17 protein-coding genes are annotated in these 14,735 nt (G+C 71.2%); 5 read left to right on the top strand and 12 right to left on the bottom strand.

Annotation, left to right across the window (positions count from 1 at the left end; all coding sequences use genetic code 11):
- Positions 1-129: 129 nt before the first annotated feature.
- Genes D0T12_RS19655 through D0T12_RS19665 form a run of 3 tightly spaced genes read right to left on the bottom strand, consistent with a single transcriptional unit; the run spans position 130 to position 2,959 of the window.
- Positions 130-1,101, bottom strand: coding sequence for an amidohydrolase family protein (locus D0T12_RS19655; RefSeq protein WP_117401027.1), 972 nt, complete (start codon positions 1,099-1,101; stop codon positions 130-132).
- Between the two features lie 8 nt (positions 1,102-1,109).
- Positions 1,110-1,721 carry a hypothetical protein gene (locus tag D0T12_RS19660; RefSeq protein WP_117401028.1) on the bottom strand — a complete coding sequence of 204 codons (612 nt, stop codon included), beginning with the start codon at positions 1,719-1,721 and terminating at the stop codon, positions 1,110-1,112.
- 32 nt (positions 1,722-1,753) lie between these two features.
- Positions 1,754-2,959: an FAD-dependent monooxygenase gene (locus tag D0T12_RS19665; RefSeq protein WP_117401136.1), complete on the bottom strand. Its 1,206-nt coding sequence runs from the start codon at positions 2,957-2,959 to the stop codon at positions 1,754-1,756.
- A gap of 138 nt (positions 2,960-3,097) precedes the next feature.
- Here D0T12_RS19665 and D0T12_RS19670 point away from each other — a divergent pair, with 138 nt between their 5' ends.
- Positions 3,098-3,877: an IclR family transcriptional regulator gene (locus D0T12_RS19670; RefSeq protein WP_117401029.1), complete on the top strand. Its 780-nt coding sequence runs from the start codon at positions 3,098-3,100 to the stop codon at positions 3,875-3,877.
- Between the two features lie 216 nt (positions 3,878-4,093).
- The gene (locus D0T12_RS19675) at positions 4,094-5,854 is read left to right on the top strand and encodes a methyltransferase (protein WP_117401030.1); all 1,761 of its coding nucleotides are present in this window, start codon (positions 4,094-4,096) and stop codon (positions 5,852-5,854) included.
- Positions 5,855-5,865: 11 nt separating this feature from the next.
- On the opposite strand, the gene D0T12_RS19680 is transcribed toward D0T12_RS19675, so the two are convergent.
- The 5 genes from D0T12_RS19680 to D0T12_RS19700 form a co-directional block, all read right to left on the bottom strand.
- Positions 5,866-6,108: a hypothetical protein gene (locus D0T12_RS19680; RefSeq protein ID WP_117401031.1), complete on the bottom strand. Its 243-nt coding sequence runs from the start codon at positions 6,106-6,108 to the stop codon at positions 5,866-5,868.
- Between the two features lie 154 nt (positions 6,109-6,262).
- Positions 6,263-7,354, bottom strand: a complete 1,092-nt coding sequence (locus D0T12_RS19685; RefSeq protein WP_117401032.1) for a PQQ-dependent sugar dehydrogenase — start codon at positions 7,352-7,354, stop codon at positions 6,263-6,265.
- A gap of 399 nt (positions 7,355-7,753) precedes the next feature.
- The gene (locus D0T12_RS19690; RefSeq protein WP_117401033.1) at positions 7,754-8,278 is read right to left on the bottom strand and encodes a DUF488 domain-containing protein; all 525 of its coding nucleotides are present in this window, start codon (positions 8,276-8,278) and stop codon (positions 7,754-7,756) included.
- Between the two features lie 43 nt (positions 8,279-8,321).
- Complete coding sequence (locus tag D0T12_RS19695) at positions 8,322-9,608, bottom strand: RNA polymerase sigma factor (RefSeq protein WP_117401034.1); 1,287 nt, start codon at positions 9,606-9,608, stop codon at positions 8,322-8,324.
- Positions 9,609-9,621: 13 nt separating this feature from the next.
- On the bottom strand, positions 9,622-10,041 hold the full coding sequence (locus tag D0T12_RS19700) for a YciI family protein (protein WP_117401035.1): 420 nt from the start codon (positions 10,039-10,041) through the stop codon (positions 9,622-9,624).
- A gap of 300 nt (positions 10,042-10,341) precedes the next feature.
- Between D0T12_RS19700 and D0T12_RS19705 the strand changes: the two genes are divergently transcribed.
- Positions 10,342-11,172 carry an undecaprenyl-diphosphate phosphatase gene (locus D0T12_RS19705; RefSeq protein ID WP_233526179.1) on the top strand — a complete coding sequence of 277 codons (831 nt, stop codon included), beginning with the start codon at positions 10,342-10,344 and terminating at the stop codon, positions 11,170-11,172.
- 49 nt (positions 11,173-11,221) lie between these two features.
- On the opposite strand, the gene D0T12_RS19710 is transcribed toward D0T12_RS19705, so the two are convergent.
- The 4 genes from D0T12_RS19710 to D0T12_RS19725 form a co-directional block, all read right to left on the bottom strand.
- On the bottom strand, positions 11,222-11,704 hold the full coding sequence (locus D0T12_RS19710; protein ID WP_117401037.1) for a VOC family protein: 483 nt from the start codon (positions 11,702-11,704) through the stop codon (positions 11,222-11,224).
- Between the two features lie 92 nt (positions 11,705-11,796).
- Positions 11,797-12,747 carry a DNA polymerase domain-containing protein gene (locus D0T12_RS19715; protein WP_117401038.1) on the bottom strand — a complete coding sequence of 317 codons (951 nt, stop codon included), beginning with the start codon at positions 12,745-12,747 and terminating at the stop codon, positions 11,797-11,799.
- 42 nt (positions 12,748-12,789) lie between these two features.
- A complete protein-coding gene (locus D0T12_RS19720; RefSeq protein ID WP_117401137.1) occupies positions 12,790-13,065 on the bottom strand; it encodes a sulfurtransferase TusA family protein in 276 nt (91 codons plus the stop codon).
- A 129-nt stretch (positions 13,066-13,194) separates the two neighbouring features.
- Entirely contained in the window at positions 13,195-13,878 is a 684-nt protein-coding gene (locus D0T12_RS19725) for a carbon-nitrogen hydrolase family protein (RefSeq protein WP_117401039.1), read from the bottom strand.
- A 183-nt stretch (positions 13,879-14,061) separates the two neighbouring features.
- Here D0T12_RS19725 and D0T12_RS19730 point away from each other — a divergent pair, with 183 nt between their 5' ends.
- Entirely contained in the window at positions 14,062-14,424 is a 363-nt protein-coding gene (locus D0T12_RS19730; protein WP_147339555.1) for an STAS domain-containing protein, read from the top strand.
- Between the two features lie 141 nt (positions 14,425-14,565).
- On the top strand, positions 14,566-14,735 hold a 170-nt coding region (locus tag D0T12_RS19735; RefSeq protein WP_117401138.1), incomplete at its 3' end, for a maltotransferase domain-containing protein.

The following is a 14,735-nucleotide window of genomic DNA, read 5'->3' on the forward strand; positions in this document are numbered from 1 at the left end:
AATGGGACAGATGTGGGCACGCCGAAGAAACGCGGCCCTCTGGTGGGGAGCTGTGGTCAATGCCGCCGCCGCGGCCCGTCCCTCGTCAGGGCGATGTCAAGGCGGTGCGAGGGTGATGTCGGGGTGATGTCAGGCGGTCTTGGCGGCGGGCCGTCCGGCGGCCGCCATTCGCCGTGCCGCACGCGGGAACAACTCCAGGGCGCGGCCCCGGACCTCGCCCGCTTCCTCGGGCGACAACGCGCCGCAGCGCAGCAGGCTCGCACGGTTCGATTCGGCGGACGACTCGGTGGTGCAGGGCGCGCCCCAGTCGCTGCCGTAGACGATGTGGTCGGCTCCGACCGTCGCGATCGCCGGGAGAAGGGAAGGCGGGAACGCGGTCGCCGCCGTGTCGACATAGAGCGAGGACGTCTGCTCGTCGACGTCCCGGGCGGTCACGCCCTGCGGTACCCAGGACTCGTTTCCGAGCAGCCGGAGCCGTCCGGTCAACGCGGGGAACGCTCCCCCGCAGTGCGCGATGACGAACGTGATGTTCGGAAAGCGCGCGAACGTCCTCCGGAAGATCATGTCGAAGACCGTCCGGGCGGTGTCGAACGCCACCTCGTACAGGGGTGCGGGGTGGTCGAGGGTCGGCGGCAGGCGCGCGTCGGGATGGACGAACACCGTCGCGTTCCAGTCATCGAGTCGCGTCCACAACGGGTCGAGTGAATCGTCACCCAGATAGACGCCGTTGTATCGCGTCGTCACGGCGAACCCGTCGGCCCCGAGGCTCTCCCGGGCCCGTTCCGCCTCCGCGACGGCCGCCACGGGGTCGTCGGTGGGCAGCGCGGCCAGAAGACCGAACCGCGACGGGTGGCGCGCCACCAGGTCGGCGCCGTAGTCGTTCGACGCCTGGAGGCGCGGCAGGCTGTTCGGGATGTTGCTCAGTAGTTGCATGGCGGTCCCGGACGCGTCCATGTAGGCCAGGGTGCGTTCCGGTGACCACTCGTGGGGTTCGGGGAAGTAGATGCCCTTGGCGAGCATGGCCTGCCAGGCACGGACCCGTTCTTCCTCGGTGCTCGGCGGCGTGAAATGCGCGTGTATGTCGATGTAGTGGTCCGCCATGTCGGTGCCTAGTCCTTGAAGAGTCGGAGGCCGTCCTCGATCTCCGAGAGGGGGCTCTGCTCCAGGTAGGGCGCCAGGGCCTCGCGCGCCTGCGCCGGTGACATGAGCGCGGAGGCGTCCACCTCGTCGACGCGCCAGCTGCCGGTGTCGTCGTAGATGAACTCGCCGACGAGGCGTCCGTCGCGGTAGGGCCAGGTGGCGGCGAAGCGATGCGAGATCTGGTACGTGCCGTCCGGGCGGACGTCCTCACCGGCGAGCGCGGCGTCGTCGCCACGGACGACCTGGGCGAAGACGGCCTCGATGAAGATGCCGTGGTCGGAGACGGCGACCTTCTCCTCCAGCGCCCCGAAGACGTTCGCGCCCTGCCCGACGATGTCGGAATAGAACTTCCGGACCTCGTCCATGCCGTCGCAGACGAGCGTCCTCCCGCGTTCGGTGAGCCGGTAGACCGGATGATCGACGATCATCGCCGGGGTGAGGATGTCCTCCCAGTGGCCGGACACCTCCAGCAGCGCGTGCCTGCGGTAGTTCTTCAGCATGTGCCGATGCCGCGGGTCGTCGACCACGGCGAGGGCCGCGTCGACACCCGCCGTGATGCCGCGCACGTCGAAAACCTTCATCACTTCGCTCCTCAAAAAAGCGGGGTGTTCATTCAATGGACGGATCGGGCTGGGCTCTCGGGGTCGTACTCGTAGATCCAGCCGTTGTCGAGCAGCGGGTCGACGGTGGCGAAGGACCTGTCGCGGGCACGCTGGTCGGGGCCGTCGGGGAGGTGGTTGACGTTCGACCGGGCGTGGCTCACCTCCTGCAACCGGGTCGTGCGGGGAAGGCGGAGGGCCTCGTACCGGCGCAGGGCCCCGGGCGGGTCCGCGACGTCCTCGGCGAGGCAGCGGGACAGGACCGCCGCGTCCTCGATCGCCTGCGCGGCGCCCTGCGCGAAGAACGGGAACATGGGGTGCGCGGCGTCCCCCAGCAGCGTCACCGGCCCGCGGCTCCACCGGGGCAGCGGCGCGCGGTCGAGCAGCGCCCACCGGCCCGGGGTCCGCGCGGCGCGGACGAGGTCGACGAGCCTGGCGTCCCAGCCGGCGAACTCGGCGAGGAACTCCTCGACCGTCGCCTGGGCGGTCCATGACTCCACGGAGTTCTCGCCCGCCGGGGCGAAGGCCACGAGGTTGACGAACCGGCCCGCGGATACGGGATAGTGCACCAGGTGGCGGCCCGGTCCGATCCACAGGGTCTGCGCGCGGCGCCGGGACAGCGACGGCGCGCGGTCGCCTGGGACCAGGGCACGGAACGCGCACAGGCCGGAGAAGGCGGCGGGCCCCGGTTCGGTGATCGCGCCGCGGACCACCGAGTGGACGCCGTCCGCTCCGATGACGATGTCCGCGTCGGCCGTCCCGCCGTCGTCGAAGCGCAACCGGACGGTTCCGTCCGAGCGCTCGTCGAGTCCGACGCAGCGTCTGCCGAGTTGGACGGTCCCGTTCGGGACGGCGCCGCCGACGGCGTCCAGGAGGTCGGCGCGGTGCACCGTGTACGTGTGCTCGCCGTAGAGCCGCTCGCAGTTCGCCGCGAGGTCCTCGGCGGACAGGATCGTGCCGTCCTCCCAGCGCCGGAACTCCCAACCGACGTCCAGCCGGACGGCGCTGCGGAGCAGCGTGTCCAGGACGCCGAGCCTGCGCAGCAGGCGGGCCGCGTTGGGCGCCACCACGAGCCCCGCGCCGATCTCCGTCAGCATCGGCGCCTGCTCGTACACCGTGCCGCGCAGCCCCGCGCGGCGCAGGAAGGCGGCGGTCGCGAGACCACCGATCCCACCACCGATGATCGCGATCCTGGGGTTCTCGACGTTCGACCCGAGCATGTCCGCCTTCGGCTCCCGTCGGTCGTTGTGCGTGGCTGACGGGCACATGCTGCCCGTCCGACCGGCGAGAAGGCGCGAGGTTGACCATCCTATGAACAACCAGGAGCTAGGATGCGTGTCGACGAAAGGAGTTCGCGGATGCCTCGGACCAGTGAGCCCGGCAGGAGCGTCAGCTCCCGGCTCCTGGAGGTGCTGTTCGCCTTCGAACCCGACCAGAGCAAGCTCAGCCTCGCCGATCTGGCGCGGAAGACGGGCCTTCCGCACGCGACCGTCCGCAGGCTCGCCATGGAGCTCACCGACGTCGGCGCGCTGACCCGGCAGCACGACGGCCGCTTCACGATCGGTCTGCGGCTGTGGCGGCTCGGCACGCTCGCGCCCCTCACCGAGTCGCTGCGCTCCAAGGCGCAGCCGTTCATGGAGGACCTCTACACGGCGCTCCACCAGCATGTGCAGCTCGCGGTCCTCGACGGCTCGGAGGCCGTGATCATCGAACGGCTGTCCGCCCCGCGGGCGCAGGACCTCCTGTCCCAGGTCGGCGGGCGGCTTCCGCTGCACTGCTCCGGCGTGGGGAAGGTCGTCCTGGCCCACGGCGGTTCCGACCTCGTCGACAGGGTCCTCTCCGGCGGGCTGAAGCGTTACACGCCCCACACGCTCCTGGACCCGGCCGTTCTCAGGAGCGAGCTGGCCGAGTGCCGCCGCACGGGCTACGCCACCGTCCGCGGCGAACTCACCGTCGGCGCCGACTCGATCGCGACGCGCGTCATGGACGCGGAGGGCCGTGTCGTGGCGGCGTTGTCCGTGGTGGTGCGCACGGGTTCCGTGCACCACCAGGCGGCCCTTCCCTCACTGATCGCCGCCGGTCTCGGAGTCTCCCGGATGCTCGGCTGGCGCCCCGGGATCAAGATCCGGGGCGTGTGAGCGGGCGGGTGCCCTCGCCGTGGCACGGCCTCGGCGGCGTTCGCCATTCGACGTCACCGCGAGAGGGGCGACCGTCATTTCCGCGGGTCCCCGGCCCGGTGGAGAAACACCACGCTGATGATCAGCGACGACGCATTCCGACCGTCCGAAGCGGTGCCATCCTGATACTGTGCGCCCCGGGGACCGTCGCGGAATAATTCGAACATGGAGTAGCGCATGAAAAGCAGGTCGGACGGCGCACTCACCCCCAAGGCGCGCTTGAGCGACGACGATGAGCGGCGAATCCGAGAAGTCCACGACTATCTGCGCTCCACCGGCGACATCGACGCCGTCACCGACGTTCTGCCGCCCCGCGCTCCCGCGGAGATGATCGAGGCCATCACCACCCACTGCGTCGTCGACCATGCCGGTTGTCTCGTCTTCCCGACAGATCCCGCGGCCGTTCGGGCATTCCTCCGCGACCACGGGCTTCACCCGCTCCGGCCGTTCACCGGAAGCGTGGTACGCGATCGGCTCGCCGGCCGATATCACGTCCAGGAAGAGCGGTTGAAGTCCGGTTTCCTGCATGTGCGGAGCATTCACGCCAGGCTCCCGGACGATCCCTCGCGTGCCGTCGAGGTGCTCTGCGTCGGCCCGGACGACGGGCTCGACCTCCCGGCGCTCCGCGATGAGCGCCTCGAAAAGCACGAGAACCATGTGGCGGTGCGGCTCACCGATCCCGGCCGTCTGGAGGATCTGCGGTCCGCCCTCCTCCGTCCGGGCGGGCCACGCCCCGACGGTGGCGGGTACGACCCGGTACCGGGTGAGGACGGTGTCACGGTGTTGCGCTTCCACGCGGACGGGCGCACCCGGCTGGGCTGGCCGCGCCGCCTGGAGGTTCTCGCCGCGGGCCGCCACACCGACGTGCTGCTGCGTCATCTGTCCGGCGACGGGGCCGAGCGGCGGCTGTTACGGCGGCTCACCGGCGCCTGGGGCACCCAGGCACTGCGCGTCATGGCCGATCTGGAACTCGCCGACCACCTCGCCGAAGGCCCTCTGACCTGCACGGAGCTGGGTGACCGGACCGGTGTCGACGCCGACCGGATGAACCGGCTGCTGCGCGCGCTGTGCCACCCCTGGGTCGGAGCGCTCACCCCGGTCGGGGAGACCTACGCGTTGACCGACCTGGGTCGCCGCCTGGCCGGCCGCTCCCCGGACTCCATGCGTCACCTCGCGCTGCTGTACGGGGATCTGCTCTACCGCAGTTTCTGCGCGCTCCCGGAAGGGATCAAGGACGACGTCCAGCCTTTCACCGTCGTGTACGGGCAACCGCCCTTCGAGTACCTCAGGGATCATCCTCGGGAAAGGCGCCTCTTCACGCGGGCGATGGCCGAAGGGTCGGCGTTCTTCTCGGACGTCGCGACGGTCGTCGACCTTTCCGGCGCCCGCACCGTCGCCGATATCGGTGGTGGGGACGGTGGGCTTCTCGCGCACCTGTGCGACACCTACCCGAACCTGAGATGCGCGCTGCTGGAACGGCCGGAGGTCATCGGCGCGGCACGGGACAACCTCGACGCCCGCGGCCACCTGGACCGTTGCACGTTGGTGCCCGGTTCCTTCACCGACGCCCGGGACGTCCCCACCGGGGCGGACGTGTACATCGTCGCCCGGATCCTGCACGACTGGGACGACCAGACCTGCCTCGCGATCCTACGCGCCGTGCACGGGGCCGCCACCGCCGACAGCACGCTTCTGGTCATCGAACGGCCGCTGCCCGACGACCCGGCCGATCCCTCCGTGTCGAGCCTGTGGGACCTTCACATGCTGGTGAACAACGTCGGAGGACGGGAACGCTCCCGCGAGCAGTACCGGTCCCTACTCGACGAGGCCGGGTTCGTCGTCGTCGACGAGAGGCCGCTCCGGCTCGACATGTCCGTCACCATCGCCCGTACGGTCGCCTCGGAATGTCGATCGGGTCGACCGGTGCGCCAGGTGTAGGGGCGGGGCCGTCAGGAGGCGGACGACTCCTGCCGCGCGGCCGCCGCCCGCCGTTCCGCGCCGCTCTCCTCCCAGTGCCCGACATCGTCACCGGCGACCCGTCCCACGAAGGTCGTGCTCGGCGTGGTGCCGGTCGTGCAGTGCTGGTCGGGGTAGGCGGGATTGGGTTCGCCGCCTTCGGCGCGAGACCAGGCCACAGCGGCGTCCAACGGTACGTCGTCCTCGGGCCCGTTGCGGTTGAAGAACGTTCCCATGTCTCACCATCCCCGGCGGCCGAACGGCACGCGCGAGCCGTTGACTTGTCGACCTACCGGCTGACGTACCCGAGAGGCGCCGGACCGAACACGGGTGTCCCGCCGACCGCCGACCCGGCCGCCCGCCGGTGGCGGACGACCGGGTCAGTTCACGTCAGCGAGCCTTCCTCGGGAAGCGGATCACGCGGTCGTCGGCCTGGTTGGGGCTGCCACGGCCGTCACGGTTGCTCGTCGTGACCCAGAGCCAACCGTCCGGGCCGACCTCCACGGTGCGCAGCCGCCCGTACGTGCCCTGCAGCACGGCGGTGGGCTGGCCGGACGCTCCGCCCTTGCCGTCGAGCGGGACCGTCCAGAGACGGCGGCCGCCCAGCGCGGCGGCGTACAGGGTGTCGCCCGCGACGGCGGCGCCGCTCGGCGACGCGTCCCGCGTGCGCCAGACGGCGATGGGGTCGTGGTAGGTCGGCTCGCCGCCCGTGCCCTCGACGGTCGGCCAGCCGTAGTTGTCGCCGGCCTCGATGTGGTTGATCTCGTCCCACGCGTTGTTGCCGAGCTCGGCGTTGTACATGTGGCCGCCGCCCCAGGCGAGGCCCTGCACGTTGCGGTGCCCGATGCTGTAGACGACCGAGTTCGCGCGGGGGTTGCCGGGGGCCGGGGCGCCGGTCGGCGTCATCCGCAGAATCTTGCCGCCGGGGCTGTTCCAGTCCTGGGAGTTGGCGGTCCGGCCGGCGTCGCCCGTTCCGGCGTAGAGCATCCCGTCGGGGCCGAAGTGGATGCGGCCGCCGTCGTGGTAGGAGTTCTTCGGGATACCGGAGAAGATCACTTCCTGCTGGGGCGAGGCCGCGAGCTTGAACCGGACGATCCGGTTGTCGGAGGCCGCGGTGTAGTAGGCGTAGACGTAGCCGTCCTCCTTGTAGTTCGGTGAGACGGCCAGGCCCAGCAGCCCGCCCTCACCGGTCGGCTGGACGCCGGAGAGGCGGGCGACCTCGGTCGGCTGCGAGCCGGGCCGCAGTTGCAGGATCCGGGACGTGGTCCGCTCGGACACCAGCGCGCTGCCGTCGGGCAGGTACGCCAGACCCCAGGGGACGGTGAGGTTGGACGCGACGACGTTCGGCTTGGTGAAGTCGAACGCGGGATCGGCGGTGGTGGAGGCCACCGAGGCCTGGGTCGCCGAAGAGACGGGAGCGGCGAGCACGGCCGCGACCGCGAGGGCCGCGGCGGGAGCCAACGTGCGCATTGTGCGGGGCATTCTCACTCCTAAGTCACACCCCCGAACGAGTAAAGGGCTCCGATCGCTGTCCCCGCGGAGTGCGGTTCTCAAATGACGGATGAATTTCACGGCCACCGGGGGCGGGCGGCACCGGGGAGCGTTGTCGCGCGTCCTTTTTCAACGGGCCGGGAGGTCGATTGAGGCCGCGCAGCCGAAGGGGAGCGGTCGGTACCGCATTACAACCTACCCACCTCATGGAGCGCTGTGAAGTTCCGATTTTTCACCTTTCACATTCGGTGTGCGGTGCGCCTTGAAAATGCCGGGTGCCGCAGGTGGAGAGCGGTGTTCGGATGGCTGCGCGGACAGGACGGCCGCCGAGACCGCGCAGGCGGCGAGGACCAGCGGGCCCGGCCGTGCCGGTCGCCCGTCGGTCGTCGATCAGTCGCCGTCGTAGACGAGGAGCCCGTCCGGCCGGAGCCGTGCCCCGGACGTGGGCGGATGCTCGGTGAGGCGACCGTCGTGGGCCAGGTGCAGGACGGGTCGCCCGCGCGACAGGACGGCGAAGTCGGCGATGAGCCGCCGGTGGCAGCGCCACCACACCGACTCGCTGCACATCACGGCCGTGCGGGTCAGGTCGGACTCGCGCAGGAGTTCGTCCATCGCGGCCACGAAGTCGGGGTCGCGGGTGTGCCCCGCGTAGCCGCGGAAGGACGCGTTGCGCCAGAACGTGTCGGGCGAGTCGGGCGCGGCCCGGCGGAACCCGCCGAGCCGGCGCTCCCACCGGTAGCCGACGCCCGCCGCCGGCAGCCATTCCCGCAGGGTGTCGCGGTGCACGTCGGGGTTCCTGCGGCTTCCGGGCGCGGTGCGCACGTCCACCACGGACCGCACGCCGGCGCCGTGCAGGAGGCGCGTCAGCTCCTCACGCTCGGCGGTGCCGTGTCCGAAGGTCAGCAGCGTCTCCATGACCCGCCCGTTCCCGGAAACGGGGCCGGCCCGACACCCCGGGTCACCCCAGGTCGGCGATCTTGCGTCGCAGGACGGTCCGTTCCGCCTCGTTGCCGCACAGTCGCAGGGCCCGCTCCAGCTCGGCGCGTGCCTCGTCCGCGCGTCCGAGGCGGGTGAGCAGTTCCCCGCGGACCGTCGGCAGCAGGTGCGAGTGCGGCAGCGCCTTGGCCGCGACCAGCCCGTCGACGATCGGCAGCGCCCTGGCCGGTCCGTGCGCCATGGACACCGCGACGGCCCGGTTGAGGTCGACGACCGGGGACGGCGCGAGCCGTCCGAGCGCCTCGTAGAGCACGATGACGCGTTCCCAGTTCGTCGCCTCGACGGACGGCGCGACGGCGTGGCATTCGGCGATCGCCGCCTGGAGGCCGTAGTAGCCGAGGCCCCGTCCGGCCCGCTCGGCGCGGGCGAGGGCGGCCCGACCGCGGCGGATCGCGGCGCGGTCCCACCGGCGCCGGTCCTGGTGCTCCAGCAGGACGGGCTCGCCGTCCGGGCCGGTGCGGGCCGGGAAGCGCGCCGCGGTCAGCTCCAGCAGCGCCAGCAGACCGTACGCCTCGGGCTCGTCCGGGACGAGGCGGCTCAGCACCCGCGCCAGGCGCTGCGCCTCCCCCGCGAGGTCGTGCCGGATCAGCGCGTCGCCGGACGTGGCCGACGACCCCTCGGTGAAGATCAGGTAGATCACGCTGAGCACCGAGCCGAGCCGCTCGGCCCGCTCCCGCGCGGGCGGCGCCTCGAACGCGACCCGCGCCGCGGCGAGGGTCTTCTTCGCGCGGGTGATGCGGGCCTGGACGGTGGCGGTCGGCACGAGGACCGCCTTGGCGATCTCGTCGCTGGTCAGACCGCCGACGACGCGCAGCGTCAGCGCCACCCGCGACTCCCGCGACAGGACGGGATGGCAGGCGATGAACATCAACGCGAGCACGTCGTCGTCGATCTGGTCCGGGTCCCACAGGACGTCGTCGGCCTCGCGCGCCGGGTCGGCCGGCGCGCTCCCGGCGGCGGCGCCGCCCTCGCCCAGGCCGTGGGCGAGGGCGGCGTACCTGTCGTCGAGGGCGGAACGCCTGCGGAACATGTCGATCGCGCGGCGCCGGCCGACGGTGAGCAGCCACCCCGCGGGGCTGCGCGGCACACCGTCGCGCGGCCAGGTCACCAGCGCCTCGGCCAGGGCCTCCTGGGCGAGGTCCTCGGCCATCGCGAAGTCGCCGGTGTACCGGGCGAGCGCGCCGACGATCCGGGCGGACTCGATCCGCCAGACCGCGGCGACGGCCTCGCGGCCCGTCGGGTCGGTCATCCCCCCGCTCCGCTCAGAGCTGGCCGGTGGCCTCACGCCACTCCCGCTCCTTCTTGATCCACTCATTGTCCTGCGGAAACTCGTCGATCGTGGTGACCCGGCGGATCTCGGTCTTGAAGCCGGGCCCGGCCATCGGCGCCCGCTTGGCCCACTCGACGGCCTCCTCCTTCGACGCGACGTTGAGGATGTAGAACCCGCCGAACAGCTCCTTCGTCTCGCCGTAGGGACCGTCGGTGACCACGGGCGGCTCGACGGAGTGGTCGACGACCACGCCCTGGGACGCGTCGTCCAGGCCCTCCGCGGACAGCAGCACCCCGGCCTGGATCATCTCCTCGTTGAACTTCCCTACGGTCGCGAGCATCTCGTTGAAGTCGAAGTCCTCCGCGCCCGCGAAGGCCTCGTCGGTGGCGCGCATGATCAGCATGAACTTCATGATCTTTCGTCTCCCTGGTTCGTTCGGGCCCCTCCTGCGGACCCTTTCATCCCTAGGTCGAACGGGTCCCATCGAGGATCGACACGTCCGCCGGACTTTTTCCGAGAACTTCCGTTCCCGGCCTCTCACAGGGCCTCAGGCGGCCGTCCGGACCCCCTGGAGGGCCGGGGACGTCCGGTTATGATCGGGCGGGTTAACGATCGGTGAAGCTCTCTCGCTCAACCGGCATCGTGCTCGGCGCCGCTTAGTAGGCTCACCGCGAACAGCCGCAGGTCGGGAGAGGAAACCGGATCATTGAGCGTGATCAACGTCGGGCAGGCCATCGTCCTCGGCATCGTGGAGGGCCTGACCGAGTTCCTGCCGGTGTCCTCGACCGGCCATCTCAAGATCGCCGAGGGTCTGATGGGGATCCCGGTGGACGACGACGCGGTGGTCGGGTTCACCGCCGTCATCCAGGCCGGCGCGATCGCGGCGGTCCTGGTGTACTTCTTCGCCGACATCGTCCGCATCGTGAAGGCGTGGGGGCGCGGCATCGCCAAGCCGTCCGAGCGGTACCACCACGACTACAAGTTCGGCTGGTGGGTCATCTTCGCCACGCTGCCCGTCGTCGCCGTCGGCGTCGCCGCGGACGACCTGATCCACGGCCCGCTCGCGTCGCTGTGGGTGGTCGCCGGTTCGCTGCTCGGCGGCAGCGTCGTGATGTGGCTCGCCGACCGGTACGGCAAGCACAAGCGCGGCGAGGACGACACGTCCCTCACCGACGCCATGCTGATCGGCTCCTCGCAGATCCTCGCCATGCTGTTCCCCGGTTTCTCCCGGTCGGGCGCGACGATGTCCACCGGGCTGCTGCTCGGCCTGGACCGGGTCGCCGCGACACGGCTGTCGTTCTTCATGGGCATTCCCGCGCTGACCGGCGCGGGGATCTACGAGCTGCCCAGCGCGCTGGGCTCGGGAGCCGACCCGCTGCCGCTGGTGGTCGGCGCCGCCGTGTCGTTCATCGTCGCGTACGCGTCCATCGCCTGGCTGCTCCGGTTCGTGTCCCGGCACAGCTTCACGTCCTTCGTGATCTACCGGGTCGTGATCGGGCTGCTCCTGTTCGGGCTGCTCGGCGCGGGCGAGCTGGACGCCTGAGCCCCCGCGGCGGTCGCGGGGACTCGTGGGCGGACCGCGCGTCCGAATGTCAGGCGCCCGCGTGGGCCCTGCGGAGTTCGGCGATGTCGAGCTTGCCGCGGGTGGCGAGCATCGCCTTCGTCGCACGCGCCGCCTTCTCGGGGTCGGGGTCGCCGATCAGCTCGTACAGCACGGTCGGAATGACCTGCCACGACACGCCGAACCTGTCCTTCAGCCAGCCGCACATGGACTCCTCGCCGCCGTCGGTGAGCCGGTCCCAGTAGTAGTCCACCTCGTCCTGGTCGGCGCAGTGGATCTGGAACGAGACGGACTCGTTGAACGTGAACTCGGGCCCGCCGTTGAGCGCGACGAACTGCTGACCCTTGATCTCGAACTCGGCGGTCAGCACGGCGCCCGGCTCGCCCGGTCCGCCCTCGCCGACGCGGTGGACGTCGCCGAGCCTGGAGTCCTTGAAGATGGAGACGTAGTGGTTCGCCGCCTCCTCGGCCTGCCCGTCGAACCACAGGCACGTGGTCAAACGCCTGGTATCCATCAGATATCACCCCTGTGTGGTCGCTCAGTAGGGCAGACCCCACGCGTCCGGGAAACTCATCGCTTCTTCCCCGCGGGTCGGGACGCGGGGGTTCACTCGTTGCGGCGGGCGCGGGCCCGGCGTTTGCCCTCGTGCATGGCCGCGACCCTGGCGATCGGGATGGTGTGCCCCTCGGCGATCAGGTCGTCGGGGAGCCGCTGCGGCGGCGGCATCAGCTCCGCCCACGGGTCGCGGTCGCCCAGCAGCCGGACGGCGGTCCGGACGGTGAAGTCGCCCGGCGCGACGCCGTCCAGCCCGTCCCAGGGGACGGGGAACGAGACCGGCGTGCCCGGCCGGATGCGGGGACTGTAGGCGGCGACGACGGTGGCGCCGGCGGCGCGGGTCGAGTCGAGGAACACCTTCCCGGCGCGGTCCTCCCGGATGAACGCCGTGGTGGCGAGCGCGGGATCGAGACGTTCGGCGCGGGCGGCGAGGGCCCTGGTCGCGGCGGCGACGTCCTCGGCGCCGTGCCCCTCGACCGGCACGAACACGTGGACGCCCTTCGCGCCGCTGGTCTTGACCGCGCCGCGCAGCCCGCAGTCGTCCAACGCGCCGCGCACGAGATGGGCGGCGCGGACGACGGCGTCGAACTCCCCCGACTCGGGCGGGTCGAGGTCGATGACGAGGTGGGTCGGCCGGTCCCAGGCGTCCGCGCGGACGAGAGGCGGGTGGTACTCGACGGCGCGCTGGTTCGCGAACCACAGCAGCGTGCGGCGGTCGTCGCACAGCGCGTAGGAGACCTCGCGCTGGGACGTCTCCGCCCACACCGCCACCCTCCGCACCCACGACGGCGTGTACTTCGGCACGTTCTTCTGCATGAACGGCTTCTGGCCGCGCAGCACCCGCTTGACCGACAGCGGGCGCCCGGCGAGTTGGGGGATGATGCGTCCGGACACGGCGTCCAGGTAGTCGACCAGGTCGCGTTTGGTCGCGTCCGCCCCGTCGAACAGCGGCTGGTCGAGGTTCGTCAGCCGGACCCCGTCCCGTTCCTCCTCGGCGCTCACCCGCCCAGCTTCGCACGCGGGGGTGTCAGAACCGGGACTCGGTCAGCGCGGACGCCAGGGCGACTCCGCGGACGTGGGGTTGGCGTCGGCCGCCACCCGGAGGGCGTAGGTCGGGGTCTCGGCTCCGGGAACCGGGCCGAGATAGACGTGACCGGTCAGATGGCACCAGGCGGGCAGGTCGATGGGCGCCACCGGGTCGGAGGCGATCAGGTGGACGACGGTTCCGGGGGCGAGGCCGGCGATATGACCGCGCAACTCCAGCAGCAGCCGTACGCAGGAGCGATCACCGCCGTCGATGACGACCGGGTCCGTGTTCACGCCGCCTCCCCCGCCCTCATCCCCGATCTCGTTCCGTTCTCGTTCCAACGCCCGTCGTGGTCGCGAACCTAGCAGCCGCGTCCAGGACTCATGAGCAAAGGGGGACGATGCGGTCGAACCGGGGTGTGGTCAGACCAGGGTGGCTCGGGCGAGGTCTCCGGGCTCGGGCCCCGCCTGGGCGACGACGAGGCCGTCGGGGGTCCGGATGCTGGAGTGGCCGGCGGCCGGGTCGTAGCCGTCGCCCGCCCGGCCCGCGAAACTGGCGAAGGCCGCCCAGACGCCGTGGCCGGTCGCGGCGCGGTGGGCGCGTTCCTCCGGAACGGCCGGATCGGTGTCGCACACCCCGGCGAGGTAGACGTCGATGCCGAGGGCCGCGGTGTCGGCGAGGTGTCGCGGGACGCCGGTGTCCTTGCAGATGGCCAGGCCGAAGCGCCAGCCGTCGACGGTGACGACGGCGGGTCCGGGGCCGGGCTCGAACCGTTCGGCCTCCCTGTCGGAGAGCCACATCTTGCGGTAGGCGACGGCGACGCCGTCCCCGTCGACGCGGAGCATCGCGATGTGCTCGCCGACCGGGGCGCCCACCAGGGCGACGGTGCCCGACTCGGCACAGGCGCCGACCAGGGGCGACAGGCGCGGGTCGGAGGGCTCGACCGCCTCGGCGTCCAACTGGTATCCGCTGACGGAGAGTTCGGGGAAGACGACCACCCTGGCCTGTGCGGCACGGATCGTCCCGACGTGCGCGGCCACGTTCGCCTCGACATGGCGCGGAACGCAGGGCGGCTGGACGGCGGCGAGGCTCAGCGGGGCGGGCATGCAGGCCTCCAAAAGCGGCAAACCAGGATGAATCCACAATGAACGGGATCGTCGGGGATATGGGCGATCACCGTCCGGAACTTGACCCTTTCTTTCCGGTTCCGTCCAGGTCTGGAGCTTACAGTCGCAGTGAGGTACCCCCCGATTGTCATCCAGGTGAGGGACACGATCTTGGGGCGAACCATGGATCTCGGAGTGGCGCGAGTGGAGATCACGGAGACCTGCGGAACGCTGTCGTTCCCCGAAGAGGTCGACCTGAGCAACGGCGACGCGATCCTCGAACAGGCCATCCGGCTGCTCGACTCCGGGACACCGGCCCTCATCCTCGACCTCACCGGGTGCGCGTTCTGCGACTCCAACGGGCTGAACGTGATCACGCGTTCGCAGATGCGGGCCACCGAACTCGGCGTGCCGATGTGGGTGGTGCTGCCGTCGCGCGGCATCGTCCGCCAGGTGTCGGACGTGGCGGGATTGCAGCGCCGGGTCGCCATCGCACCGGACGTGGCGACCGCTCGCGAGGCGCTCGCGGCCGCCGCGCACCGCTGAGCGACGCGCCGCCCACAGATGATCTCTTTGCGTGATCTTGTGACGGCGCTGATCACGTGGCGGCGCGGACGGGGCATGGATGCCTGGGACCCATGCCTCGCGCCGGAGGCGGGTCCGTCGCCGACGAGCGGGAGCGGGCACATGCAGGTGAAGTTGGAGGCGGAGCTCGGTCGCATTCCGATTGTTGATGTCGCGCCGGTGGTGGGGTGTGGTCGGTGGCCTGCCAAGGCGGTGGTGGGTGAGACGGTCGAGGTGTCGGCGACGGTGTTCCGTGAGGGGCACGAGCGGTTGGGCGCGGCGGTGGTGTTGCG

This window comes from Actinomadura spongiicola (assembly GCF_003432485.1).
In the GTDB taxonomy this organism is placed as follows: Bacteria; Actinomycetota; Actinomycetes; order Streptosporangiales; family Streptosporangiaceae; genus Spirillospora; species Spirillospora spongiicola.

What these genes read in the sequence shown, in the direction of transcription:
- D0T12_RS19655 (WP_117401027.1), bottom strand. Translation starts at nt 1,101, where the DNA reads ATGGCGGACCACTACATCGACATACACGCGCATTTCACGCCGCCGAGC.
- D0T12_RS19660 (WP_117401028.1), bottom strand. Translation starts at nt 1,721, where the DNA reads ATGAAGGTTTTCGACGTGCGCGGCATCACGGCGGGTGTCGACGCGGCC.
- D0T12_RS19665 (WP_117401136.1), bottom strand. Translation starts at nt 2,959, where the DNA reads ATGCTCGGGTCGAACGTCGAGAACCCCAGGATCGCGATCATCGGTGGT.
- D0T12_RS19670 (WP_117401029.1), top strand. Translation starts at nt 3,098, where the DNA reads ATGCCTCGGACCAGTGAGCCCGGCAGGAGCGTCAGCTCCCGGCTCCTG.
- D0T12_RS19675 (WP_117401030.1), top strand. Translation starts at nt 4,094, where the DNA reads ATGAAAAGCAGGTCGGACGGCGCACTCACCCCCAAGGCGCGCTTGAGC.
- D0T12_RS19680 (WP_117401031.1), bottom strand. Translation starts at nt 6,108, where the DNA reads ATGGGAACGTTCTTCAACCGCAACGGGCCCGAGGACGACGTACCGTTG.
- D0T12_RS19685 (WP_117401032.1), bottom strand. Translation starts at nt 7,354, where the DNA reads ATGCCCCGCACAATGCGCACGTTGGCTCCCGCCGCGGCCCTCGCGGTC.
- D0T12_RS19690 (WP_117401033.1), bottom strand. Translation starts at nt 8,278, where the DNA reads ATGGAGACGCTGCTGACCTTCGGACACGGCACCGCCGAGCGTGAGGAG.
- D0T12_RS19695 (WP_117401034.1), bottom strand. Translation starts at nt 9,608, where the DNA reads ATGACCGACCCGACGGGCCGCGAGGCCGTCGCCGCGGTCTGGCGGATC.
- D0T12_RS19700 (WP_117401035.1), bottom strand. Translation starts at nt 10,041, where the DNA reads ATGAAGTTCATGCTGATCATGCGCGCCACCGACGAGGCCTTCGCGGGC.
- D0T12_RS19710 (WP_117401037.1), bottom strand. Translation starts at nt 11,704, where the DNA reads ATGGATACCAGGCGTTTGACCACGTGCCTGTGGTTCGACGGGCAGGCC.
- D0T12_RS19725 (WP_117401039.1), bottom strand. Translation starts at nt 13,878, where the DNA reads ATGCCCGCCCCGCTGAGCCTCGCCGCCGTCCAGCCGCCCTGCGTTCCG.
- D0T12_RS19730 (WP_147339555.1), top strand. Translation starts at nt 14,062, where the DNA reads ATGGATCTCGGAGTGGCGCGAGTGGAGATCACGGAGACCTGCGGAACG.